The 24244-nt window shown below is 38.7% G+C and carries 20 protein-coding genes; all 20 read right to left on the bottom strand.

Translation table 11 applies throughout. From position 1 onward, the window contains the following. Nucleotides 1-197: 197 nt before the first annotated feature. Nucleotides 198-1097: a permease-like cell division protein FtsX gene (ftsX, locus tag NE664_10375; GenBank protein ID MCQ4727047.1), complete on the bottom strand. Its 900-nt coding sequence runs from the start codon at nt 1095-1097 to the stop codon at nt 198-200. Then, complete coding sequence (ftsE, locus tag NE664_10370) at nt 1087-1773, bottom strand: cell division ATP-binding protein FtsE (protein MCQ4727046.1); 687 nt, start codon at nt 1771-1773, stop codon at nt 1087-1089. The genes ftsX and ftsE overlap by 11 nt, the downstream gene beginning before the upstream one ends. Before the next feature lie 41 nt (nt 1774-1814). Continuing rightward, entirely contained in the window at nt 1815-2909 is a 1095-nt protein-coding gene (locus NE664_10365) for a helix-turn-helix domain-containing protein (protein ID MCQ4727045.1), read from the bottom strand. A gap of 262 nt (nt 2910-3171) precedes the next feature. Next, on the bottom strand, nt 3172-4047 hold the full coding sequence (locus NE664_10360; protein MCQ4727044.1) for a YitT family protein: 876 nt from the start codon (nt 4045-4047) through the stop codon (nt 3172-3174). A 144-nt stretch (nt 4048-4191) separates the two neighbouring features. Beyond that, nucleotides 4192-4917, bottom strand: coding sequence for a WecB/TagA/CpsF family glycosyltransferase (locus tag NE664_10355; GenBank protein MCQ4727043.1), 726 nt, complete (start codon nt 4915-4917; stop codon nt 4192-4194). 9 nt (nt 4918-4926) lie between these two features. Beyond that, nucleotides 4927-7158: a polysaccharide pyruvyl transferase CsaB gene (gene csaB / locus NE664_10350; GenBank protein ID MCQ4727042.1), complete on the bottom strand. Its 2232-nt coding sequence runs from the start codon at nt 7156-7158 to the stop codon at nt 4927-4929. A 23-nt stretch (nt 7159-7181) separates the two neighbouring features. Further along, nucleotides 7182-7670 (bottom strand): DUF4330 domain-containing protein, encoded by a 489-nt coding sequence (locus NE664_10345; protein MCQ4727041.1) that lies wholly within the window; start codon nt 7668-7670, stop codon nt 7182-7184. Continuing rightward, nucleotides 7667-8146 (bottom strand): DUF4330 domain-containing protein, encoded by a 480-nt coding sequence (locus NE664_10340; protein ID MCQ4727040.1) that lies wholly within the window; start codon nt 8144-8146, stop codon nt 7667-7669. The genes NE664_10345 and NE664_10340 overlap by 4 nt, the downstream gene beginning before the upstream one ends. Beyond that, a complete protein-coding gene (locus NE664_10335; GenBank protein MCQ4727039.1) occupies nt 8127-9266 on the bottom strand; it encodes a glycosyltransferase family 4 protein in 1140 nt (379 codons plus the stop codon). Before NE664_10335 ends, NE664_10340 begins: the two co-directional genes overlap by 20 nt. Next, complete coding sequence (locus NE664_10330; protein MCQ4727038.1) at nt 9259-10677, bottom strand: O-antigen ligase family protein; 1419 nt, start codon at nt 10675-10677, stop codon at nt 9259-9261. Before NE664_10330 ends, NE664_10335 begins: the two co-directional genes overlap by 8 nt. Then, nucleotides 10670-12241, bottom strand: coding sequence for a murein biosynthesis integral membrane protein MurJ (gene murJ / locus NE664_10325; protein ID MCQ4727037.1), 1572 nt, complete (start codon nt 12239-12241; stop codon nt 10670-10672). The genes NE664_10330 and murJ overlap by 8 nt, the downstream gene beginning before the upstream one ends. A 1693-nt stretch (nt 12242-13934) precedes the next feature. After that, entirely contained in the window at nt 13935-14663 is a 729-nt protein-coding gene (locus NE664_10320; protein MCQ4727036.1) for an amino acid ABC transporter ATP-binding protein, read from the bottom strand. A gap of 31 nt (nt 14664-14694) precedes the next feature. Then, entirely contained in the window at nt 14695-15390 is a 696-nt protein-coding gene (locus tag NE664_10315) for an amino acid ABC transporter permease (protein MCQ4727035.1), read from the bottom strand. 76 nt (nt 15391-15466) lie between these two features. After that, the gene (locus NE664_10310; GenBank protein ID MCQ4727034.1) at nt 15467-16279 is read right to left on the bottom strand and encodes a transporter substrate-binding domain-containing protein; all 813 of its coding nucleotides are present in this window, start codon (nt 16277-16279) and stop codon (nt 15467-15469) included. Between the two features lie 143 nt (nt 16280-16422). Next, a complete protein-coding gene (locus tag NE664_10305; GenBank protein MCQ4727033.1) occupies nt 16423-17649 on the bottom strand; it encodes a chloride channel protein in 1227 nt (408 codons plus the stop codon). Between the two features lie 238 nt (nt 17650-17887). Further along, entirely contained in the window at nt 17888-20701 is a 2814-nt protein-coding gene (locus NE664_10300) for a phosphodiester glycosidase family protein (GenBank protein MCQ4727032.1), read from the bottom strand. A gap of 29 nt (nt 20702-20730) precedes the next feature. Next, nucleotides 20731-21213, bottom strand: a complete 483-nt coding sequence (locus NE664_10295; GenBank protein MCQ4727031.1) for a hypothetical protein — start codon at nt 21211-21213, stop codon at nt 20731-20733. Nucleotides 21214-21410: 197 nt separating this feature from the next. Then, nucleotides 21411-22361, bottom strand: a complete 951-nt coding sequence (locus NE664_10290) for a TIGR01212 family radical SAM protein (protein MCQ4727030.1) — start codon at nt 22359-22361, stop codon at nt 21411-21413. Nucleotides 22362-22366: 5 nt separating this feature from the next. Further along, nucleotides 22367-22777 (bottom strand): hypothetical protein, encoded by a 411-nt coding sequence (locus NE664_10285; GenBank protein ID MCQ4727029.1) that lies wholly within the window; start codon nt 22775-22777, stop codon nt 22367-22369. A 201-nt stretch (nt 22778-22978) separates the two neighbouring features. Continuing rightward, the gene (gene cysK / locus NE664_10280; protein MCQ4727028.1) at nt 22979-23908 is read right to left on the bottom strand and encodes a cysteine synthase A; all 930 of its coding nucleotides are present in this window, start codon (nt 23906-23908) and stop codon (nt 22979-22981) included. Nucleotides 23909-24244: the final 336 nt, after the last annotated feature.

Here is a 24244-nt window from a genome sequence, read left to right as displayed (position 1 = left end):
TCTTATAATTTACGGAAAACTCATATAAATGCCGCTCTATAAATCTAAATAACGGCAAACACCTTTGGCATCATCGCTCTGTTAAAATACAAAAAACACCTCGATATTTACAAAAAAACGTATACTTTTCTAATTATGGAAACAGCCCGGCAAATAACGGCACTAACCGCCGTCCCTGTTGCAAACCGTTCATATTCTTATACCATAAGGTATTTTCTTATAGATGAAACGCTTCCGAAAACTCCGAGACCGCAGCCTACAATAAGCGACGCCGGAAGAAGTTTTGCAAAAATTATATTTGCGTCTACAAAAGTCACAACATTTTGTATAATAGGGAAATTTTCAATTATCAGATTTCCAACTTTATCATAAAGCGGCCATGTTATAAACATAGGTATCGCGGCGCCTATAAGTCCTATAAGTATACCTTCGATAATAAACGGCCATCGTATGAACCAGTCTGTAGCGCCTACAAACTTCATTATATTTATTTCAGTCCTTCTCGTATAAACCGATATTTTAATAGTATTCATAATTATAACAACTGAAATAACAGCAAGTATGGAAATTATTACAACGCCTACAACGCCCAAAACTTTATTAAGATCAAGAAGCATTTGCGTTTCCGTCTGGGCATGGCGCACATTATTTATCCCCTTTACATTGTTTATGTCCGCAAGTACCTGCGATTGATTCTCGATACTGTCAATAGATATTTCAAACGAGTGTGAAAGCGGATTATTTTCACCTTCAAATCCATCAAGTATACCGTTGGCGTCCCACTCAACCTTCAGTTCTTCCAACGCTTCGTCAGGCGAAATGTATATAACATTCGTAACATGCTCTATATCATTTAAATCGTTGCTGATTCTGTTAATTTCATCAGAAGACAAATCTTCGTTCAAAAAAACCGCAATGCCTATAGTATCTTCGATCTGATCAAGTATTGAAGACAAGTTCGTTATCATGCAAACCGAAATCGAAACTATAAATATACAGGCTGCAACCGTAGCAATGGACGCTATAGTCATCAACCTATTTTTCAAAAGACCCGTAAAGCCCTCTTTAAAATAATACCTAATAGAACTAGGCCTCATCGCTGTAACCACCTTTTTTTACATCTCTAATAACATGCCCGCCTTTAAGTGTTATAACCCTCTTTTGCATAGCGTCTACTATATCTTTTGCATGGGTTGCGACAACAACAGTAGTGCCTCGTTTATTTATTTCATCCAGCAGGCACATTATGTCCCAAGCCGTATCCGGATCGAGATTACCGGTTGGCTCATCTGCAATAAGTATAGGCGGATTATTTACAATGGCCCTTGCAAGCGCTGTACGCTGCTGTTCGCCGCCTGAAAGCTGGTTCGGCAGGGCTTTCGCTTTATTCTGAAGGCCGACAAGCGAAAGCACGGTAGGAATATTCCTTCTTATCTGGCTTCTGGGAGCCTCTATAACCTGCATTGCAAACGCTACGTTTTCATAAACATTTTTTTGAGGAAGAAGCCTGAAGTCCTGAAACACTATTCCCAAGTTCCTTCTTAAATAAGGTATTTTGTTTCTTTTCATTTTAGTCGTATTTATTTTATTTATAACTATCTGTCCGCTTGTAGGGTTAAGTTCCTTCATAAGCAGTTTGATAAGCGTACTTTTTCCCGATCCGCTTGAACCTATAATAAATACAAACTCGCCTCTTTCTATGTGTATTGAAACATTTTCAACACCGGCGGAACCGTTTGGATATACCTTTGTTACATTATCTACTCTAATCATCCCTAAGGAAACTCCCTTTCATTTCTTCAAAAACATTTGGATTAAAAAGTCATTTTCTCCATGTAAAGCATATATTTGCTCACCATAAGGGTAATTTTAAATATAATCGCATCGTCGAAGTTGCGCAGATCAAGCCCAGTCATTTTCTGAAGCTTATCAAGCCTGTAAACAAGAGTATTCCTGTGAATATAAAGCTGTCTTGAAGTTTCCGAAACATTAAGATTGTTTTCAAAAAATTTACCTACCGTTGCAAGCGTTTCTTCATCAAAATCGTCAATAGTAAGCCCGTGAAGCACTTCTTTGATAAACATTTTGCAAAGCGGTATAGGAAGCTGATAAATAAGCCTTCCAATTCCCAGCTGTTCATAATTAACAATAGATTTTTCCCCGTCAAATATCCTTCCGACCTCTATAGCCATCTTAGCTTCTTTGTATGAGCGTGAAACGTCTTTTAAATCAGTTACGGCAGTTCCTATTGCAATAAATGTTTTGCTTCCAGTTTCGCCGTTTAATGTGTCGCTTATTTGTTTGGCTGTTTTTTCTATATCTTCAAGAGTTTCTTTTTCGCGTATTTCCTTAACAAGTATAATACAATGTTCGTCCACAGCCGTAACGAAATCCTTTGTTTTGGCCGGGAAAATATTCCTAACCATTTCCACAATATTCATGTCCTTATCAATATCTGTTTCGATAAGATAAACAATACGCTTAACATTATTTTCAATATGAAGTTTCTTAGCCCTGCTGTATATATCGACAAGGAGAAGATTATCCAAAAGCAGGTTTTTAATGAAATTATCCTTGTCATACCTTTCTTTATACGCCACAAGAAGGTTTTGGATTTGAAACGCCGTTATTTTACCGATTCTATAGCTTTCTTCGTCTTCGCCCTTCACCTGAACCACATATTCAGGCACATTGTTGTCATAAACCTTAAAATATTGATATCCAAGCACAAGCTGGCTTTCAGCAGGTGAAACAACAAAGCTGTCAATATCCTCCACCATGCTGCCGTTCATTTCCGGCCCTTCCGTGGTAGCTATTATTTTTCCTTCTTTTTCAATTACGCTTAATTCTTTCCTAGTAATGTTTTTAAGCCCATCAATGGTACTTTGTAAAATCTGATTTGAAATCATTGGCTCACCCCGTAAAATATACTTTGATTTAATAGCTACTTAAATTATCGCGCTTCCAACAACACAAACTTATACAGTAAATAAATTTTGTATATATGAAAAATAACTATAAATAAAACTCCCTTTATAAGATAATACCAAAAAAGCCAAGAAAAATCTATAAAAAAATGACAATTTTTAATTTTTTTGTTGTTTGTTAAACTTTCACACAGAAATATGCGTTTCCGCTGATTTAAATATCCTCGAATATATTAATTCCCGGTTAATCGGCGGCATACAAATCTTTAAATCCTTCGCCCATAACTTCCGTTATATCCGTAAGTATAATAAAAGCTTTCGGATCAAGGTTTCTTACAATTTCCTTGATCTTCGTTATTTCTTTCCTTCCAAAAACGCACATCAGCACTTCTTTGTTATGCCCCGTATACATTCCGCGGCCTTGAAGGGCCGTAACGCCTCGGCTGTTTTCTTTCATAATCCTTTCAGCTATTTCGCCGCTTTTTTCCGAAATAATAAATGCTGCTTTTGAAAACGAAAAGCCTTCCAGCAAAATATTTATTACTTTGCTGGAAATAAAAATCGATATTACCGCATACATAGCTTTTTCCGCTCCAAATATAAAAAAGCCGGCGGCTATTATCAAAAAGTTTACAACAAACATAATAGAAGAAATCGATAAATGTTTAAATTTTCTGTGTATCAAAGAAGCCATAAGTTCAACTCCTCCGGTGCTTGCCATTCCCCTAAGAACAAGGCCGATTCCAATACCGTCAATTATACCTCCGTAAATAGCAATAAGCATTAAATCCCCGTTATACGCCGGAAGGAATGACGTAATCTCAAGGGCGGCTGATAAAAACACCGTCGCAAAAATCGTTTTTCCCAGATAGCTTTTCCCAAGGAAAATATATGCCAATATAAAAAGCGGAAAATTTAAAACTATATTTGTTAACGATATTGGTATCCCTCCGTTAAATCTATCGGCCGTAATCGATTCGATAATAATTCCCAGTCCCGAAAATCCGCCTACAACCAAATTTGAAGAGAGGAAAAACACATTAATGGCAATAGCAATAATCAATGTCCCCGAAACGACAAAAACCGCATTTTTAGCCTTTAAACCAATACCGTCCATCATAATATAAACACCCCTAGTTAATTTTTTATAGCTTTAAGCGGCATATAAAACAAGGCAACAGCCGTACTTAATCCTTTTAACGTTTTTTCACATATGTTATAAGACGTTATCCCTTATACAAATATAAATCCCTTAAACTGCCTGCTATTTTTTATTCACCAGAACCTTAATGACAAACACGGGAAGGCGCATCATACGTTTCCATCTCGACGGCTGTTTTATAAGCCTGTAAAACCATTCAAGGCCGAGCTTTTGATATATTTTAGGCGCGCGTTTTAAATTTCCCGCCATTACGTCAAAACTTCCCCCGATACCTATTGCAACCTTAGCGCCAGTAAACCTTAAATTTTCATATATCCATTTTTCCTGTTTGGGCGCTCCAAGACCTACAAAGAGCATATCAGGCGAAAGCCTTTTAATTTCCGATATTATTTCTTTTTCCTCTTTTGCCGAAAAATATCCATTTCTTGTGCCTATTATTTTTAGACCCGGATGATCTTTCATCAGTTTCTTTGCCGCTGAAGCCGCAACTCCAGGCGCTCCCCCGAAAAAGTATGCCGTTTTGCCTTCAACAGCCATTTCTTTTAAAACATTCATAGCCAAATCATATCCGGCCACCCTTTCTTTTATTCTTTTTCCGGTAAATTTTGAAGCCCAAACTATCCCTATTCCGTCCGGAACAACAAGATCCGCGGCTTTAAGTATTCCCATAAGCTGCGAATCTTTTTGCGCTTCCATAACTATTTCAGGGTTAGGAGTGCATATAAAACGGTTGCCTTTTCCGTCAAAAAACCCCATAACCTTGCCAACAGCTTCTTCCATAGTAAGAACGTCAAACTGCACCCCAAGAATTTCAGTTGTGTTCCTCATATCTTTCACCTATTCCCCTAACAAATTAATGAGATATGTTTCATTTTTTTCCGCAAGTTCTTCCAATACCGCAACCGACTTATTAAGCCTGTCAACGTAGCTTTTCCTGTTTATGGAAATATCTTTTATTATTTCAAAACTTTTTTCAAAATCATATTTATTCACGCTTCCTCCGGAAGGCATATCAAATTTTTGAAGATACGATTCTATTTTAGGGTCATATACAAACCCGACTAAAGGCACCCTCTGCCTTGCGGCAAATATAAGCGTATGAAGCCGCATGCTCATAACAAAATCCATAACGCCTATCATTCCCATAGTTTCAAACGGAGTGGCGTCCTCTTTAAGTATATATGATTTATTTTTCATACGGCTTTGAACAAGCCGGCTTACAACAGCGTCGTTAGGAACCTGCATTGAAACAAAAACCACAGTCCTGCCAAGTTCTTCTGCAACCCTGTCGCAAAGCCCTGCAAAATCATCCAAAAACCTGTCGGAATCTTTCCAGTTTCTCACAGATACGCCAACTATCGGCTTATCTAACGGTATGCCCTGAGCCGAAATCATTTTAACGGCTTTTTCCCTGGATATTCCGTCGAGGGTAAAAACAGGATCTGCCGTTACAAACGTATTTTTATTTGTAACTCCCATATTCCTTAATTCTTCAAGGGAGTTATCTTCCCTTAAAGTTATTATATCCGCTTTGTTAACGACATTTTTTACAAGGTTCCTGTTCTGTTGTTTTGTAACCGGCCCAATGCCGTTTGCATACAGCATGACTTTCTTTCCGAACAGTTTAGCGCATCTTATAATCGAAAGGTAATAAATAATAGACCTTGTGCTCGTTCTGTCCTGAAGGAGGCTTCCGCCGCCGCTTATAAGCATATCGCATTTCCTTATGGAATTTAAAACGCTTATCATATTGTATCTGTTTACAACTTTAACGCCGTATTTAATCTTTGTCTGCTCGGGGTTATTAGCCAAAACGGAAACATTTATATTTCTGTTCATTTTTCGTATATTTGAATGTATTGAAAGCAGTATTGCATCATCGCCCGCATTATTAAAACCATAGTATCCCGACATTAGGACATTTTTCCTTTTATACTTCGATTCTTCCCATGCGGCATTGTAAGCCGCTACACAGTCGGAAGCCATTTTGCTTACAGAATAATATTCAAATATAACTTCGCGGCCGTATCGTCCCAATTCATTAATATTTTCTTCTGTCAATTCATTCAGGGCGTATACAATATCTTTTTTAAGCCGTTCCTCTGTTGAAAGTTCACAGCCGCGGCAGCAAAAATTATTTTCCTGCGCCTCTTCAAGTTTTTCTTCTTTAAAAATACCGATATACCCTTCGTTTCCTGCAATTATCACAGGCTTAGCAGCGGCCATAGCCTCAAGCGCGGCGCGGCTTACTCCTATAAAAAGCTTTCCTGTTGCCACAATTTCATTTATATCAGTCCTTGCTCCCAGCATAGATATACATTCCCGCCCCAGGCGTTTGTTAACGCCGTCTGCTTTTTCTTTAAGGCGCTGAAAAGAATTCCCTCCGCCGGCAATAACAATTCTTAGTTTACCAATATTTTTATCAAGTTCTTCCGTAATGTTAATAAGCTGTTCCGCAACAAGAGATCTGTCCTCGTCCATTCTGCTGACATACACAATACGGTTTTCTTCTGTGCTCAGACCAAGCTCCTTTATTACGCTTTCACCTTTTTTATCGGGAGAAAACTTATCTGTGTCTATACCGTTGATTGTAACAAATATATTGCTTCTGTCTATACCGTAATTTTTAATAAGGTAATCTTTAATATCGTCGCTTACGGCAACAACTTTCTGCCCCCAGTTAGTTAAATACTTAAGCCCCATACCTGTATAGAAAACCCAATGAGCGGTAGTTACAAAAGTAAAATTCATTTTCCGTTTGAGAAGCGCACAGACAAAGCTCGGTATTCTGGCGTGGGCATGCACAATATCAATATTTTCCTTTTTAATAATATTCTCGAGAAGTAAATATGATTTTCTCATATCGGGAATACTCCTCTTATTCATAGGAACCTTATAATGCTTTATCCCCGCCTGTTCAAGCTCTTTAACATAAACGCCGCCGTTAGACGCCACAACAATCCTGTACCCGTCCTTATTAAGCTGTTTTGAAAGTTCAACAACATGCGTTTCGGCCCCGCCTATTTCAAGCCCCATCAAAGCCATTAAAACAGTATATTTTTTCTGCATAATTTTCACCTATAAAAATCAGCCTAAAGAATTTCGCTGACACTTCCGTCGCACTCTATATATTTTGTTACAAACTTCTTTTTGGAGCCGACAAGAAGTTCATACGTCCTGTTTACAAACGAACCGCTTTCATTAACTACTCCGTCCGCCTCAACCGTTAAAATAATATTATACCTGTTTTCAACTTCCCCCACCGCGACGCTTCCGTCATCATATTTAATCCTTCCTTCCGCCGGCTCGCTTTCGATATTTGTAATTGTGCCAATAGCGTTTCCGGAAGTTTTGTCGTAAAGGGTATCACCAATTTTAAGATTATTCAAAGCAACGTCGCGAACCCTTTCAATCTCAACTTTGTATTCAATACGCTGTGTAGAAGCCGACGAACTTGTCTTATTCATAACAACAAATTTGTAATACGCACCAAATGCAAGGGCAATTACAATAATCAAAACACATAAATCTATCGCATTAACTTTACCGAAAAGTTTCCCTTTTTCATCAATCAGTTTCATTGTTCAGCCGCCTCCCTTTCAACTGTAAGTATATATCCGCGTCCCGCATATCCCAGACCTTTAACCGCAATTTCAAGGCCGCCTTTAACAGTAAAATAACCGTTAACCTTCAGATCGGGACCGTTTTCCGTTACATTTGCTTCAACGGTTACAATAGCCGTCTCCCTTCCCGGAATTTCTGTTTCAACAACCTTTCCTAATTCCTGGCTGTCTACAAGCTCCGTGTACGGAACTTTCTTTACGTCAACAACACGCCCCATATAATAATTTTTTATATTGTCTGTTATTTCGTCGCCTACGGAAATCAAATCCGTAAATCCTTCGTCGTTATCCGTAAGTTCAAAAGTGTACCTAATTGTTTTCGTTTCAACCGCAACTTCTTTATGGGTAAACTTATAACCGACCAAAATAGCTGCCAGAACTATAATAATAAGTACAATATCAAATAAATTTATTTTAAACTTCTTTTTTGTCATGGCTTCCTTTACCTCCTAAAACATTTCTGTAAACATCCTCAATATTTGCGGCATATATTTGGGCTGTGAATTTTCCGTTAAATATCTCTTTTGCCCTCTCCGACATATATTCATATTTTTCCCTGTCAGTTATGAGAGTTTCAATATACTTTGCCATGTCTTTGCTGTCTTTAAGCTTAAATATATAGCCGTTCTCTCCCTGTGAAATAACCCCCGGGTTGCCGCCATAGTCGCTTACGACAGCCGGTATTCCAAGGCTCATTCCCTCAAGAAGAGCCAAACTCGTAGCTTCTGTTCCATATGAAGCATTGGCTTGAATATCCATGATATTCAGCACATTTTGCACATTATTTATAAAACCTGTAAAAACCACTGTGTCTTGAAGCCCCTTTTCCATAACCATACTTTTCAGTTCGCCTTCACAGCTGCCGGTTCCGGCCATTAAAACTTTAATTTTATACCCTTTGCTTTTCAAAATTTCAGCCGCTTCAATAAGGTATTTATGCCCTTTATAAGGCTCCATACGGGCCATTATTCCTATTACAAAATCGTCGCGGCTTATACCATATTGTTCCATAGTATTGTTTTTTTCATCTTCACTGCACTCTTCAACGGCTTCAACGCCGTTTAATATCACTTTAATCTTGTTCGGGCTTATACCGCCTTCGGTTAAATTATCTTTTGCCGCTTCGGCAACGGCAATTATATCGTCAGAAAGAAACTCGTTCATTGTCTTGTTAATGAACTTTCCCAAACCTTTGCTGATTTTAGGGCTGACCGGAAACACGGAATGACGCGTATATATAATTTTCCTTCCGCATATTTTAGCGGCTACCCTTCCGCTCAAATTTCCGTGAGTATGGACAATATCCGGCTTTTCATCTTTGATAATGCTTTGCAATATTCTAACGGCTCTTTTATCAAAAGATTTTTCGGCTATGCAGTCTGCCGATATTGTTTCACATCCAAGTTTTTCTATTTCAGGTATCAGAAGGCTGCCTGCCGGGACAACGACTTTAACTTCAAACTCATCCCTATTATAATACTTTATAAAATTAAGCAGGCATTTACCCGCCCCGCCTATATTGCTGTCGCTTATTATATTTAAAACTTTAATCATCGCACACCTCCGGCATTGAAGAATACTTAGTAAATACAACGCCAAGGCCTATAAGAGCCCAGAAAAGCAGCATAACCCTGTAATTATAAAACGTATAGTCAAACATACTTTGGACAAAAAAGCCGCTTGCAGAAGCAAGCCCGGCAAGAATTAAAAATCTGCTTTCCTCGTCCTTTTCCGATATAAACGCTATAAAAAGCGCTTTATAATATTGATATATAAGGGCTGCAAAAGCAATTATCCCTATTATCCCGCTGTCGCACATAACCTGCAAAAATGTGTTATGCGAATGCGGCGCGCTGATACCGTTATACCCATAAATAGGATACACCACATTGTACGCGCTTTCTCCGGGGCCGATACCTGTAAACCAGTAATCTTTAAGCATGGCTATGGTGCCCATCCATATATAAACCCTGTAAGACGTTGATGAATCTTCCATATTCCCGATACTCAAAATCCTGTTAAGCATTGTTTCCGGCAGGAAAAACGGCATGAGCAGAAGCGCCAATACCCCCAGAAAAATAAATCGTTTATCATACAGCACAAGATAAACTGCCGCCGCAACGGCTATGCCGATATAACACCCCCTTGAATAAGTGAGCACAAGGCATGCAAGCATTACGGCTGTTGTGCCTGCATAAAAAATCTTCATTAAAATTGGTTTTGATATAAAAAAACATGCAACCGAAATAGGTATTACAATTAAAAAATATTCTCCGAGTACATTTGGGTTTGCAAAAGTGGAATATACGCGGAACATTCCGTCAAACATTTCGGTATCTACCCATACCCCGCCAAACTTCGACTGGAACAAATACTGGTAAAAACCATAAAGCGAAACAATCACTCCGCCGCACACCATTACAAACAGCAGTGCTTTAACTTGTATCCTGCTTTCAAAAGCATTTATAACTACAATGGAAAAAAGTATGAAGCAGACTGTTAAGAGTCCTCCGAAAAGACTGCCTTTAAGATCTACAGACAAAAATGTTGCAAACAAATATACCCCGGCATAAACATATATGTATTTGTTAACCGCGGAATATCTGAGTTCCCTTTTTTCATCGCACAGAAGCCTTAAAATCATAGAGCCAAATCCTGCCGCCGCCATCAAAAGCACAAGCATTGTCGGAACAAAAGGCGCGGCCGCTATAGTAAGCCCCGCCCAAAAAGCCGTGACTTTAAGTATGCTGCCGCTAAGCAGCTTGTCAAGCCGCATGGCTCTGAATATTTTGGAAAATAAAACTTTCAGAAAATAATACGCTTTAAAAATCAGGCTGCCCGTAACTGTTTCCAAATGGTCGCTTTTAGTAAGAAATGCGGTAACAAACGCACTTTCGTTAAGGCATTTCATAAACGAATTTCCAATACGGGTAAGGAATGAATATATTAAACTGTTTTCAATCATTTTTTCCCTTTCCTTTCAAAAATTTTATTCCAAAGCCAAAAGCAGTTTTTGCTTGTGGAACATTTAAAATATAAGTTAAAACCATATATATCAAAATCCCAATAAACGTTGGAATTCCTACCAAAATAATTTTTGAAATAACAGACTGTCCAATAATATTTGTCAGCATATCCCTGCATACTGCCACAGCCCCTGCCATTATTATTGCGGATACGGCCATTTTTAAATACTGTTTTAAATTGTCCCTGCTTATAATCTTATCGTTTTTTTGCGTAGGCAGCAAAAGTATTATTCCCGCCACAACAGTTGAAACTGACGATGCAAGCGCCAACCCTCCAATCCCCATAGGTTCTGAAAGTACGGAACATAAAAATATGTTTATTATAATTGAAGCGACTCCGCTTAAAAGCGGTACCTTGCCGTTTTGTTTCGCATAATATGCCCTGCTTAATATCGTCTGTATGCCAAAACCAATCATCCCTATTGAAAAAAAGAAAAGCGCATTTGACGTAAGCCCTACCGCATAATCCCCAAATTTGCCGTGTTCGTAGATAAGGCTTATAACAGGCCCGCTGAGAGCCATGAGCCCGGCCGTCATAGGAATAAGCAGGAAAGCCATAGCTTCAAGAGTTGATCCAACTGTCGCGCTGAATCCGCTCTTATTGTCGTCAATATTCATCCTAGAAAGCTTCGGAAAAATTACATTTGCTACAGAAAGTACAAAAACGCCTACAATAATAGAGTATACTGTGTTTGCATATTCTATTGCCGAAACTCCGGAACCTTCCAGAAGCCTGGACGCATATTTAGTATTTATAGCAATATTAATAGGCTGTATCCATGTGCTTACCATGACGGGGAGCATAAGTGAAATTATCTTTTTAAGCCCTTCATCTTTCAAATTTATATACGGCCTGTAAGAAAACTTCTTCTTAACAAGCGGCGGTATCTGCACAAGAGCCTGCATTGCCCATCCTAAAAGGAAAGCGGCGGTAAGGCCGTATATTCCGAATCTGTCGTTAAAAAATATAAAATAAATTATTATAACAAGGTTCGACGCTATGCTCATAGCCGCCGGGACATTAAATTCATCCATACTTTGAAGTATTCCTACAAATGAAAACGCAATGCCCGTGAAAATCGTCGTAGGGAATAAAATCCTTACAAGCTTTGTGCATAGCAAGGCCGTTTCTTCATCAAATCCATCTGCAAAAAGCGTTGTCAGCTGAGGAGCAAATAATATCCCCAAAATTGTAACTGCCGTAGTAAAAACACCTACAAGAGTAATAAAATTATTTGACAGCTTAAATGATTCTTCCCTGCCATATTTTTTCATATATTCGTTAAAAACAGGTATAAAGCTTGCCGAAATCGCCGAAGCAAAAACAACGTCAAAAAATACACGCGGTATTCTGCTTGCAGTAAGAAAAGCATTGGCCTCAATACCTATAGAATAATTGCTTGCAAGAAATTGATCCCTTACAAGCCCCATTATCTTGCCAATTAAAGTTATAACCATTATGAAACTGACTGTTTTAACATCATTATTATTTTTTTTCTCCATTGCGTTTCCTCATAATACCCCTATTATATAATACAGTTTTCTATTATAACCGCTTTTATCCAAAAAAGGTAGCCTTTTATAAATTTTTTAACAAAATATTCAATAAAATCCATTGCAATAATGTATTTTATAACTAAAACCGTTGGCACTGAAAACAACCTTTTGGGTTTGCAAATAACGTACACGGCTTTACTTGGCATAAGCACAATATCCGTATTAAAGCCGCTTGCCGTAGGATTTGTTACTCCGGCTCATCATTGCGCTGCTCTCATGCCGCTGCAAATTGTTAAAACTTCCCGGCCTCATAAAAAAATTTTTGCTGTTCATGGCGCAACGGATCCTGCGGCAGGCATATGAACGCATAAAAGCCAAAAAATTTTCCTTGTGAAACATGTGCGCCATAAACCGAAGCTATTAAAAGCTATAAAAAATTTAACTTCCGCAACCTTGCAGAGAATAATATTTAAAATTAAATATACTTTAGAATTAAATCCAAAATCATATATTGTGCGATTTTTAAAAAAATTAAAAATTACCGCAAAATAATTAATACAAAGTTCAGCCTGCAACCTCAGAAATTTTTATTGTTAAATCCACTCCTTATGAAGATCAATATCACAATTTATATCATTATTTATTCTTAAATATTAATTTTTAAAATAGCAGCACATTGAAAACAAAAAATGTTCCCTGTAATATATACATAAAATACATATAATCCATATTCTGCTTTATAAAACTAATTTTAAACTTCCACAACTTTGAAGAAATAAAAATCATCCCTTATTATTCAAATCATTTATATTTTGAATGTTTGTGATTTCTATATATGAATTCATAATAGCTTAAGTTTACAAGGGCACACACGCTATGCAAAGAAAAATTTTCCGCATTTCCATGTTGCTTACGTTTGCCGTAGGATTAGCTACGCCGATGTGTATTCGCCATAAACAGCAAAAATTTTTTCCTTAAGCAGTTGAAGAGTTTTGACGGGAGTTAGCGGCATAATAGCAAGACAAAGGCTTGCAGGCATACGGTTTTATCCTACGGCAAAAGGCTTTAACATAGCTACTGCGCCGCTAACTACCGTTAAAACCGTGTGTGCTCTTATAAAGCGAAGCCAATGATTTTATCAACAATAAGTTTAACAATTTACATCTGTATTTATAAAAATCATCGCTGGAAACAACGATTGTAAAACTATTTTAAATAGTCGGTAAAAAATGAATATATCTCTAAAACACCTTCTTCATGTATCCTAATCACTTATAAGAGCATATTGCAATGTTGAAGCAAACACATATCTCATAAACCAATTATCAATAAAATTAGAACTCAATATTCGATTAAAACCTCATAAATTAATACTAATAACCCACTTCACTTTAATACAACTCTGTAAATACCCTGTTTAACATATTAAATTCAACATTTATTGGCAGTTTGTAAAAAATCCCTTGTATATGTTTAATTATACAAAAAAATAGAGCTCCGGTTAATAAATAACCGGAACTCAGCCCCAAAAATTATATGGTATAGTGTGTGTTGTCTTTATGTATATAATATAACATACATATTTTATAAATTCAATACCAAATTTTTATATAAGGATCATTTTTTCACATTTTGAAACATTTATATTATACCGGCATGTTATTTTGTCACACCGGTATAATTCCAAACATCCAAGTTCCTATAAAACTTTCGCCAAAAATCCCTTTAATCTTTCACTCTTAGGGTTAGAAAAAATTTCATTTGGCGTTCCTTCTTCAACTATCTTCCCTCCGTCAACAAATATAACTCTGGACGCAACTTCACGCGCAAAACCCATTTCATGCGTTACGACAGCCATTGTCATTCCTTCAATGGCAAGGCTTTTCATAACTTCAAGAACTTCCCCAACCATTTCCGGATCGAGGGCGCTTGTAGGCTCGTCAAACAGCATAACTTCCGGCTGCATACATAAAGCGCGGACTATTGCAACGCGCTGCTTCTGACCGCCTGAAAGCTGCGAAGGATATGCGTTTGCCCTATCTGAAAGTCCAACTCTCTCCAATAGCCCCATTGCAAGCTTTTCAGCTTCCTGCTGGCTTTTTCCCTGAAGCTTTATAGGTGCGATTGTCATATTTCTTAAAATTGTCATATGAGGGAATAAATTAAAATGTTGAAAAACCATTCCCATTTTTTGACGATGCTTATCTATATCGACGCTCTTATCAGTAAGATCAACACCGTCAAACAATATGCTGCCGCCAGTAGGAACTTCCAAGAGATTAAGGCATCGAAGGAAAGTTGACTTCCCCGAACCTGAAGGGCCGATTATAACAACAACCTCGCCTTTGCGGATTTCAGTTGTAATCCCGTTAAGAGCTTTTACTTTACCACCGGCAAAATGTTTTTCAATATTATTAACTTTAATCAGCACATTATCTGCGCTTAAAGCGGAATTTTCATTAGTGGTCACTGTTGCGCAGCCTCCTTTCAAGCCTTGTTACGCATGCTGAAAGCCCCATAACAAGTACAAGATATATAATAGCAACCGCAATCAACGGCATAAACGCGTCATATGTGCGTCCAAGTATAATGTATCCGCCTTTTGTTAAATCCTGAAGCGCAATATATCCTGCAACAGAAGTTTCTTTTAAAAGCACAATAAATTCATTTGCAAGCGAAGGCAAAACCGTCTTAAAAGCCTGCGGAGCAATTATATACCACATTGTCTGCCCATAATTAAACCCAAGACTGCGCCCGGCTTCCATCTGTCCATAATCTACGCTCATTATTCCCCCGCGCACTATTTCCGCAACATATGCGCCGGAATTTATTCCAAAAGCGAGCATTGCAACATAAATAGTCAAGTCCATAGGCGCTTTTGAAAATATAATAAAAACCATAATCATAAGCTGAACTACAACCGGAGTTCCTCTTATAACCGTTAAGTATATCCTGCACAATGCATCTAAGAATTTAAGTTTTCCAGTCCTGTCATGCGTAGAACGGATAACGGCGACAACAAAACCAATCGCAATACCGATTAAAGCCGCAAAGAAAGTAATTTTCAGCGTTACCCAAAGGCCGTCCGTTATATACCTCCACCTGTCGTCTGTTATAAAGTTGTTTATAAACCTCAGTTTAAAATCTTCCAAAATAAAAACCCTTTCCGGATACAAAAATTATAAATAATCGAAAAAGGGGAATAACAATCCCCCTTTCCTATTCTATGTATTATTCTGCAGTAATGTATTTGTCGATTATAGACTGTACGGTTCCGTCTTCAATAAGTTCATTAAGCGCCGTATTAAGCTTTTCAAGAAGTTCCTCATTATCTTTTGCAACCGCTATCGCATAATTTTCAACGACATATTCAGTTGGAAGTATTGTAAGTCCTTCATTTGCTTCAACAAAAGCCTTAGCCGGCTCCCTGTCGATTACAACGGCGTCAATCTTATCCTGAGAAAGCGCAAGTACGGCTTCGGTACCTTTGCTGTAACGCATTACTGTAGCGTCGGGATAATCGTCGCTAATATAAATATCGCCTGTCGTATTTTCCTGTACGCCTACCGTTTTATCCGCTAAATCGTCTGCGCTTTGAATCGGAGAGCCTTCTTTAACAATTATTACCTGATATCCTTCGGCATAACTGTCTGTAAAATTAACGCTTACGAGCCTGTCTTCGTCTACAGTCATTCCGGCCATGCCAATATCGGCTTTGCCGCTTTGAACCGCCGTAATAATCGAGCCGAATTCCATATCTTCGATTTGAAGTTCCATACCCAATTTATCAGCCAGAGCTGCTGCGATTTCAGCATCAATACCTACAATTTGGTTGTTTTCATAATATTCATACGGTGGAAAAGTAGCGTTTGTAGCCATAATAAGCTTATCGCCTTTTTCCTCGCCGCCCTCAGCTGTCTGCTCTGTTTCTCCGCCGTCAGCCGGCGTTTCCGATGACGAATCCGTTCCTCCAGAGCATCCTGCCATTGCAAATACCATAGCTCCTGCAACAATAGCGGCCATAACTTTTGAATATATTTTCATAACACTTACCACTCCTCTTTTAACTTTTATTTTTATTCAGCTTCCGCTACTTAGGTATTATACGTTATTATTTAATAAAATTCAATATTATTCTCAAATTATCGTATAATATTCATACCCAAATTAAAAAATTAATAATATGTTCAGCAGGCTTTTTTATCAATGAACTCTGTTTTGGTTTTAGAATAAATAATTTTCTGTTCGCTGTACAAGCCTGTATACCCGCTTAGCATATAGCTTACCGCACATGCAACGGCAAAAAACAAAAATCCCTCAGAACCAAAAAGTTCCAGGCTCAGTATAATCGAAGAAATAGGGCAGTTGGTAACGCCGCAAAAAACGGCAATCGTTCCTATTCCGGCCCCAAACCCCGGCTCAAGCCCTATAATACGGCTTACAGCATTTCCGAATGTGGCCCCTATAAAAAACGTCGGCACTATTTCTCCTCCTTTAAAACCGGCCCCTATAGTAAGCGCCGTAAGAACCATTTTAATAAAAAAAGCAAATATAAAAACGTCGCCCTCTACAGCTCTTTCGACAATATTCATCCCGCCGCCGCTGTAATCATAATTGCCTATTAAAAGCGTTGCCGCAAGAATTATAAACCCGCCGATTGTTCCCCGTAAGTATAAATTTGGTATATACTTCTTATAGCCTTTTGAAACATTATGCATTATTATACAAAATAAAATGCTTATAAAAGCGCATAGCGCGGCTAAAATCGTAGTTTTTATCAAAAATTCCGGCTTAATTTCCGGCACGGAACTGAGAAGTATGTTTTCAGGCTCAACGCAAAAATATCCCGCAACGAGCTTTCCCGTAACTGCCGCGGCAACACAAGGCACAAATGCCGAATAATGCATAATTCCTATACTTATAAATTCCATTGAGAATACGGTCGCCGTTATAGGCGTTCCAAAAAGCGCTGAAAATGCGGCGCTCATGCCGCACATAGTTATTGTATGCATATCTTTTTCATCAAGACGTATTGTTCTTCCGATTTTATTTCCTATACTTCCTCCTATTTGCAAAGCGGCGCCCTCACGTCCCGACGAACCGCCCACAAGATGAGTTATTACCGATCCTATAAAAACAAGCGGCGCTGTCACAAGATGCATACAATCCCCGGTTCTTATAGCCACCATGGCAAAATTTGTTCCCATATCATTTTCGTTGCCAAATGTTTTGTAAAGCCATGCAATTATCAAGCCGCCGACAGGAAGGAAAAAATATATCCATGTATTATTAATCCTGAAATTTGTTGCAAAATCAATGCAAAAATGGAACAAAACTCCTACAAAACCTATAATAACCCCAAGAAATACACCCAAAATTATCCATTTTAAAAACGCCAATATATCCTCAACCACTTTATAACCCCCCTGTATAATCCCATAACTTCCCTTTTATCATTTTATCAAACTACCTGTTTCCTTTCAATAAAATAAAATTAAAAATAATTATTTTAAGAAATAAAAGGGACGTTTGTCAAACGTCCCTAAGATAAAACAAATATAAACAGAAACCTGCCAATTAGTTTTGCTTTAGAATTAAATTCCGCAGCCCCGCTTTTGAAAATATTTGCATACGCTTCTTAAGCATATCTAATTAAAGCACATCTAAAACTTCAAATTTCAAATCGTTTCCGTTAACTTTAAATCTGACAATTTTATAATTGTCATTAACAGTCCCTCCGGAAGTCCATAGATTCGGCAGAGATATGTATCTTATACCGTTATCTACAGTTAAAGAATATTCGCCTGTATTTGAATACAATACGAATACATTCTTGCCGGCTTCAGCAATATCCTGAAGCATGCTGTTGAAAAGCTCTGCCTCATCGCCGTCATTAAATTTTGACGGAGCCAAATCCATAAATATAATTACATTTTTGTTTTGGCTGTTAACCGCGTCTGATTTAATATGCTGCCATTGTGAGGCCAATGTATCTTTAATACCGCCGTTTTGGGCAAATACATTAATAAGCACAGCTCCGTTTTTATCATAAACGGCATAATCGCCTTTCCACTTAATAACCTCCGCACTTCCTGCCGAATCAATATCGCTCTTTCCTGCAAATAAGGCTATGTCGCTGTCTTTGCCGAGAGCCGCGCCTACCTGATTCCTTGCGGATGTATATATCCCGCCTTCGGCGTTTCCGCTTGTTATCGATCCTGAAACATTAATATATGTATATCCCTGTTCTTTTCCCTGCGTATTGCCTTCATAAATATCAAGCCCTTTAACAGGTTCGGGCATGTTCACAGCTGCATCAATAGGATATTCGCCCCTCAAATTGTCAAAATACATTACCTGCTGATTTGTATTTGTATTGCTTAAAGCCGCAACATATATTGTGTTCAGAGTTATTGGATATACAGCCTCCGACGGTATATTTGCCGTCATATCTTTCCAGTCTGTCCAGTCGACATTTTGGGTAAATTCAATAACAAATTCCGTTCCGTTTGCATCTTTAATTTTTCCTCTTACCCATTGTCCGGAACCGTTGCCCTTAATTGAAAGCTTGAGAGCTTTAGGGGTTCCGTTTATCTTAATGGGAGCCGCAAAATCAAGATACGCCGCCTGTGTATATTCAGCTTCTTTAAAATAGTAACTAAGCCCGAGCGAGGATACGCCGTCAGAAACAACCGCTTTCGAAATTCCCGCAATTCCCTCTATATCTTTCGGATATGCCGAATATTTAAGGTCTTTTGTATCCTCAAATGACGTTATGCCGCTTTCGCTTGTTCCGACAACCACTTTTATATAACATGTAAGCCCGTTATAACTGCATGTTATATAACCGCCGCCGTCCTGCACAGCCGTAAACGTCGAGCCGTTTACATCTCCGAAATCCGATGAAATGCTTACATTCCCTGACAAATCAACTTCATATCCGTCTGTAGTTACGCCTTTAACAGATATATTGGCGCTTTCACCCTTATTGAGATAAATTGCGCTTTGATTTGGTTTTATCTCTTTAATATCAACAACATTGACTTCTGTAGTTGCCACAACTGAATTATACTCAGCAGTTATAAAATTGTTTCCTATTGAAAGCGGAGTATATCTGTTCCCCGAAAACATGCCGGTATTTTCATCCGTTTTGAAGCTTATATTATCAACTGAAATCGGTATTTTATGGAGATTTTCATCATATCCGAAAACTTCCACAGCCACAGATTCCCCTACAACAACTCTGTCGCTTTCCGGTTTAATAACAAGCTGCGTTATGTCTCCGACAGGACTGTCGTCAAAAACTCCTACTGCCGTCATCACAAGCCTTTCGCTTCCCTCGGCAGGGCTTGAAACAGTTGAAACAGCATCTTCTTCCGCTGTTTTTACCGCCATTACGGACGACCCTCCGCCATCCAAGTTAAGTCCGTAATACATACCTTCCGCTTTTAGCAGATCAACTGCCTCATCAACTGTAAGGCCGATACTTTTATTGTTTCCGTTCGAGCGTTTTCCGTCGGCAACAATAAGTTTCATAGTTTTTTGATCTTCCGAAAGCCCAAGAAGCGTCCTGGGATGTCTTCCGGAAGCCATTTCGCCTATATTCTCAGGCTTTTGGCCGTCTTTAAGTATAATTCCCCCGCCTGAAATTGCAGTTTGTATTTTGTCTATATCAAATGTAGAGGACACACGCAGCTCCGCTTTCTGGCCAACATAAAAATACTGTAAAAATGCGTCGGCATATTCGGAACTTAAAACAATAACATACCCGTTTTCCGGTATATCGACTGTTTCCCCTTTCTGGGAAATTTTTGTCACTTTTCCTTCTTCAACAACAATTTTCACAAGATCGGCAAACCTTGCGTCAATAGGAGCAGTATTTTCGCCTGCCGCTCTTGTGAGGCATACTGGATAAATCATTTCCGTAATTGTATTTATTCCTGCAAATTCAAAATATGAATTGCCGTCAACATAAACCTGTATATTTGTAGAAAAGTAATCAAAATGGCTTATGCCGTCTAAATCCTCATAATATGTGCCGAATTGGTTCCCTTCAAGGTTTTTGTCAGTATCTATTGAAAGTACCTCTCCGTCTTTAATTGCCGGCCCGAATGATGATGAATATTTACCAGTCATTCCGAAATAAGAAGCGTTTACTCCTGCCAAGGCCCCTCCCATGCTCAAGATTGTTCCGACACGCTCCCTTAGTCCGATTTCCGTGCCGGATTGTACAGGCTCAACCCTTATATCGCTGTTTGACAGATCTATATTTAGTATATATAAATCAAGCCAGCCCTCGTCGGTAAGCCTGTGTTTTTTTTCATATGTAACGCCCTTAACAACGTCTTCAACCGTAACATCCTCATAAAGCGTATATGCGGCAAACGCCGAAACCGAAGAAAAGAGCGAAGCCGCAACCACGGCCGCCGCCGCGGCGCTTTTGAGTAATTTTGTCCCTTTTTTCATTGTGCATCTCCTTAATAATGATACTTTATTTACTTTATCTCATATCCGCCTTTTACAATAAACCATGCCTCGTTTGACGTAACAGTCGCCCCGCGCCCGTCGGCTCTGGGAATAATAACCATATGGTTTGCCGCAAGCGGCGTTCCGTTAAAATATTCTGTTCCGCTCGTTACGTCAATTATGCCGTCCTGCCCGCTGCAAAAGCTTACGGCGCTGCCGCTGCGCAGTATTATTTCCGCTCCTTCGCCGCCGATAAGTATTTGCCCTTTAGCAACCTTAACAGGCACAAATGCTGCCGAAGAACTTGCAGAAACCGCCTGGGAATCCGAATTATTTTCATTAAGCGCCGTTAATAAAGTGCTTATAGATTCATCTACATAGCTCTTTGTAACAAGAGGATCTGTGCTTGATCCTGCCTGTGAACTGTTTGCAGCCGAAACTGAGTTCATTGTTCCGCCGATAACCAATGCCGTTACAGCGCCGAGGATCGCCGCCTTTTTTTTATTAACCATTCCCTTTCCCCCTTCTTAGACATATAACGATATAATAGCACAAAAACATATTTAATTCTAATAATCTAAAAATATTTAATAAAATGTTAACAACTGCCGTCTCAAAATACCATATTTTTACTCGCGTTTTAAAATTTTCAGGCCATAAAAATAAGACCTGCATTTTAACGGAAAAGTTCCCGTATTGCAGGTCTCTATTAAAAAAATTTCCTAACTGCTTTGCCGCCGAGATAGTCGAACTTGTCGCCTTGGCAAAAACCTTTTTCCGTCATTTCAGCTTCTATTTCGTCCCTGATTTTCCACCAGCTTTGTCCCCAGTTTGCAAAAACGGAGCCTTCTTTCGGAGCGCGTCCTATTACCCTTTGCACATATATTTCCGGCGAGAGGTATCTCAGGAAGTTTATCACCCTATTTTTATACTCGCCGCACGAACATATTTCAAACATATTCCTTTTATACTGTTCACCAATATCCGTTCCGTCTACTATATAAAGGGCATGGAGTTTTATAAAATCTGTCTTAAGCGCCGAAACGATTTTAGCGGTTTCCACCGTATCGTCCATATCGTCCCATGGCATGTTTAATATTATATGCGTGCATGTTTTAAATCCATACTGTCTGATCAAAAGCATTGCGTCAATATATTCGGCCAAAGTGTGGCCTCTGTTAATATTGTTAAGAGTGTGGCAATTTGAACTTTGAAGCCCTAATTCTACGGTAATTTCTATTCCTTTGTCTTTTTTAATTTCGTCCAGTACATCCAGATACTCGTTTCTTATACAGTCGGGTCTGGTTGACACGGCAATTTCAACAATATTTTCTTTTGCCGCCATTTCCATATATGATTTAAATTCGGAAAGCGGAAGGAAAGTATTCGTAAAGTTTTGAAAATACGCAATAAATTTATCCGCTTTATATTTTCGGCCTATATAGTCCATATTGGTTTTCAGCTGCTCCCCAACTGAAACGGCGCCGGATAAATTATCAAATCCGGCGCCTCTATCATCGCAATATGAACATCCGTTTTTTCCGTCGGCCCTGTTCGGGCATGAAACGGGAATGTTAACCGGAAGTTTATAAACCCTGCCGCCGTATCTTTCTTTGAGATATGCCGAATACCGTTTATAAACTTCATTACCTCCAGACATTAACCTTAAATCACATATTTTTTAACGCCGTCTGGGAGCTTAGCTGGATCGGCGCTTATAATCATAGTAAAATCAACATTTTCGCTTACGGAAAAAGTTTCAATCTCTTTAACGAATTCCTGTAAACTTTCAACGCTGAGGCCTTTAACAATATTATGGAGACCGTCGATAAAAATATGCTCAATATCGCTGTCCTGCGACATTATACCGCATATAAATCCAAAGAAAATCTTCTGATCCTCCATTTCAAAATTAGTTTTAACAAATCTGATATTGTAATGTAAATCATACATATGCCTGTTGTCGTCGTCAATAAAAACAACATGCCCGTTCGACGTCTTTCCGGCTTCGTTGGCCATTTCAATAAGCCTTTTTGTTTTGCCTACACCTTTTTCGCCTGCAATAATCTGTATCATTACAATCTCCCCCTTTGTTTGGATGTGATTTTTAATTAAGGTGAATCTTTATACTTATTATTCGATAATTACATTTAAAATCCTCTTTTTTTCAATGAACAATTATTTTTTAGTAACAATTAATATTTTAATACATATATTTTTAATTTTTTATCATTTTTTTATGCACTATATACAAATAAAAATCACTTTAAAACACTGTTATTCAAAAAGCGGAGTTGAAATGTATCTCTCTCCCGTATCAGGCAAAAGTACGACTATATTTTTCCCTTTATTTTCCGGCCTCGACGCTATAATTTTTGCGGCATGTATTGCCGCCCCGGACGAAATTCCGATAAGGAACCCGTCTGTCTTTGCAACGCTCCTGCCCGCCTCATATGCTTCTTCGTCTTTTACCTTAATAACTTCGTCTATTATATCTGTATCAAGAACTTTCGGCACAAATCCGGCTCCTATTCCCTGAAGGCCGTGCGGCCCGCTGCTTTCACCGCTTAAAACGGCGCTGTTAAAAGGCTCGGCGGCAATAATTTTTATATCAGGGTTAAATTCCTTCAATCCTTTTCCTGTTCCTGTAATCGTGCCTCCCGTTCCCACTCCCGCAACAAAAAAATCAATTTTTCCATCGGTGTCGTCAATAATTTCTTTCGCAGTAGTCATAACATGCGCCCGCACGTTTGAATTATTTTCAAACTGGTTTGGTATAAATGAATTTTCCGAAACTTCCGCAATGCTTTCCGCTTTTTTGATCGCCCCCGCCATACCTTCTGACGCCGGAGTTAATACGATTTCCGCACCCAGCATTTTTAAAAGCTTACGTCTTTCAATACTCATGTTCTCCGGCATGGTAAGTATAAGCCTTAAGCCTTTAATTGCGCAAATAAATGCCAGTCCGACGCCTGTATTGCCGCTTGTAGGCTCAATTATAATGCTTCTTTCATTAATTTCCCCGCTTTCAAAAGCGTCGTTCAGCATATAAAACGCCGCCCTGTCTTTTACGGAACCAAGCGGGTTAAAATACTCCGCTTTGGCGATTATATTCCCTTCAAGGCCATACTGCCTGCAATACCCGGAAAGCTTAACAAGCGGTGTGTTGCCTATAAGCTCTATAAGGTTTTCAGCTATTTTTGCCATTTCCATCATCTCCCTATATCATTTTTCCTAAAGTATAATGCAATTATAAAACTTCATATAAAATAAAACAACCTATTAATCGTAAATCGTAAATATTTCAGTTCACATCACAGCTTCAGTTTATAAGATCACACACGGTTTTAACGAACCTGTTAAAACCGTGTGCCGTAGGCTCCGCGGCACCCATGCGTCTTTGCCTTGCTCTTAAGCCGCTAACGCCCGTTAAAACTCTCCGTTCTCACAAGTAAAAAATTTTTTGCAGTTTAAAGCGCATACGCGTCGGCTAAGCGTATGCGGCACGGAAATGCGGAAAAATTTTCCTTGCATGGCATGTAT

The sequence above is a fragment of the Anaerotignum faecicola genome, from assembly GCA_024460105.1.
Taxonomy (GTDB): domain Bacteria; phylum Bacillota; class Clostridia; order Lachnospirales; family Anaerotignaceae; genus JANFXS01.
This window is presented reverse-complemented; position numbering and strand designations above follow the sequence as displayed.

Excerpts from the sequence above, each read along its gene's own strand:
- ftsX (MCQ4727047.1), bottom strand. The coding sequence starts at position 1,097 with ATGAGGCCTAGTTCTATTAGGTATTATTTTAAAGAGGGCTTTACGGGT.
- ftsE (MCQ4727046.1), bottom strand. The coding sequence starts at position 1,773 with ATGATTAGAGTAGATAATGTAACAAAGGTATATCCAAACGGTTCCGCC.
- NE664_10365 (MCQ4727045.1), bottom strand. The coding sequence starts at position 2,909 with ATGATTTCAAATCAGATTTTACAAAGTACCATTGATGGGCTTAAAAAC.
- NE664_10360 (MCQ4727044.1), bottom strand. The coding sequence starts at position 4,047 with ATGATGGACGGTATTGGTTTAAAGGCTAAAAATGCGGTTTTTGTCGTT.
- NE664_10355 (MCQ4727043.1), bottom strand. The coding sequence starts at position 4,917 with ATGAGGAACACAACTGAAATTCTTGGGGTGCAGTTTGACGTTCTTACT.
- csaB (MCQ4727042.1), bottom strand. The coding sequence starts at position 7,158 with ATGCAGAAAAAATATACTGTTTTAATGGCTTTGATGGGGCTTGAAATA.
- NE664_10345 (MCQ4727041.1), bottom strand. The coding sequence starts at position 7,670 with ATGAAACTGATTGATGAAAAAGGGAAACTTTTCGGTAAAGTTAATGCG.
- NE664_10340 (MCQ4727040.1), bottom strand. The coding sequence starts at position 8,146 with ATGACAAAAAAGAAGTTTAAAATAAATTTATTTGATATTGTACTTATT.
- NE664_10335 (MCQ4727039.1), bottom strand. The coding sequence starts at position 9,266 with ATGATTAAAGTTTTAAATATAATAAGCGACAGCAATATAGGCGGGGCG.
- NE664_10330 (MCQ4727038.1), bottom strand. The coding sequence starts at position 10,677 with ATGATTGAAAACAGTTTAATATATTCATTCCTTACCCGTATTGGAAAT.
- murJ (MCQ4727037.1), bottom strand. The coding sequence starts at position 12,241 with ATGGAGAAAAAAAATAATAATGATGTTAAAACAGTCAGTTTCATAATG.
- NE664_10310 (MCQ4727034.1), bottom strand. The coding sequence starts at position 16,279 with ATGAAAATATATTCAAAAGTTATGGCCGCTATTGTTGCAGGAGCTATG.
- NE664_10300 (MCQ4727032.1), bottom strand. The coding sequence starts at position 20,701 with ATGAAAAAAGGGACAAAATTACTCAAAAGCGCCGCGGCGGCGGCCGTG.
- NE664_10295 (MCQ4727031.1), bottom strand. The coding sequence starts at position 21,213 with ATGGTTAATAAAAAAAAGGCGGCGATCCTCGGCGCTGTAACGGCATTG.
- NE664_10290 (MCQ4727030.1), bottom strand. The coding sequence starts at position 22,361 with ATGTCTGGAGGTAATGAAGTTTATAAACGGTATTCGGCATATCTCAAA.
- NE664_10285 (MCQ4727029.1), bottom strand. The coding sequence starts at position 22,777 with ATGATACAGATTATTGCAGGCGAAAAAGGTGTAGGCAAAACAAAAAGG.
- cysK (MCQ4727028.1), bottom strand. The coding sequence starts at position 23,908 with ATGGCAAAAATAGCTGAAAACCTTATAGAGCTTATAGGCAACACACCG.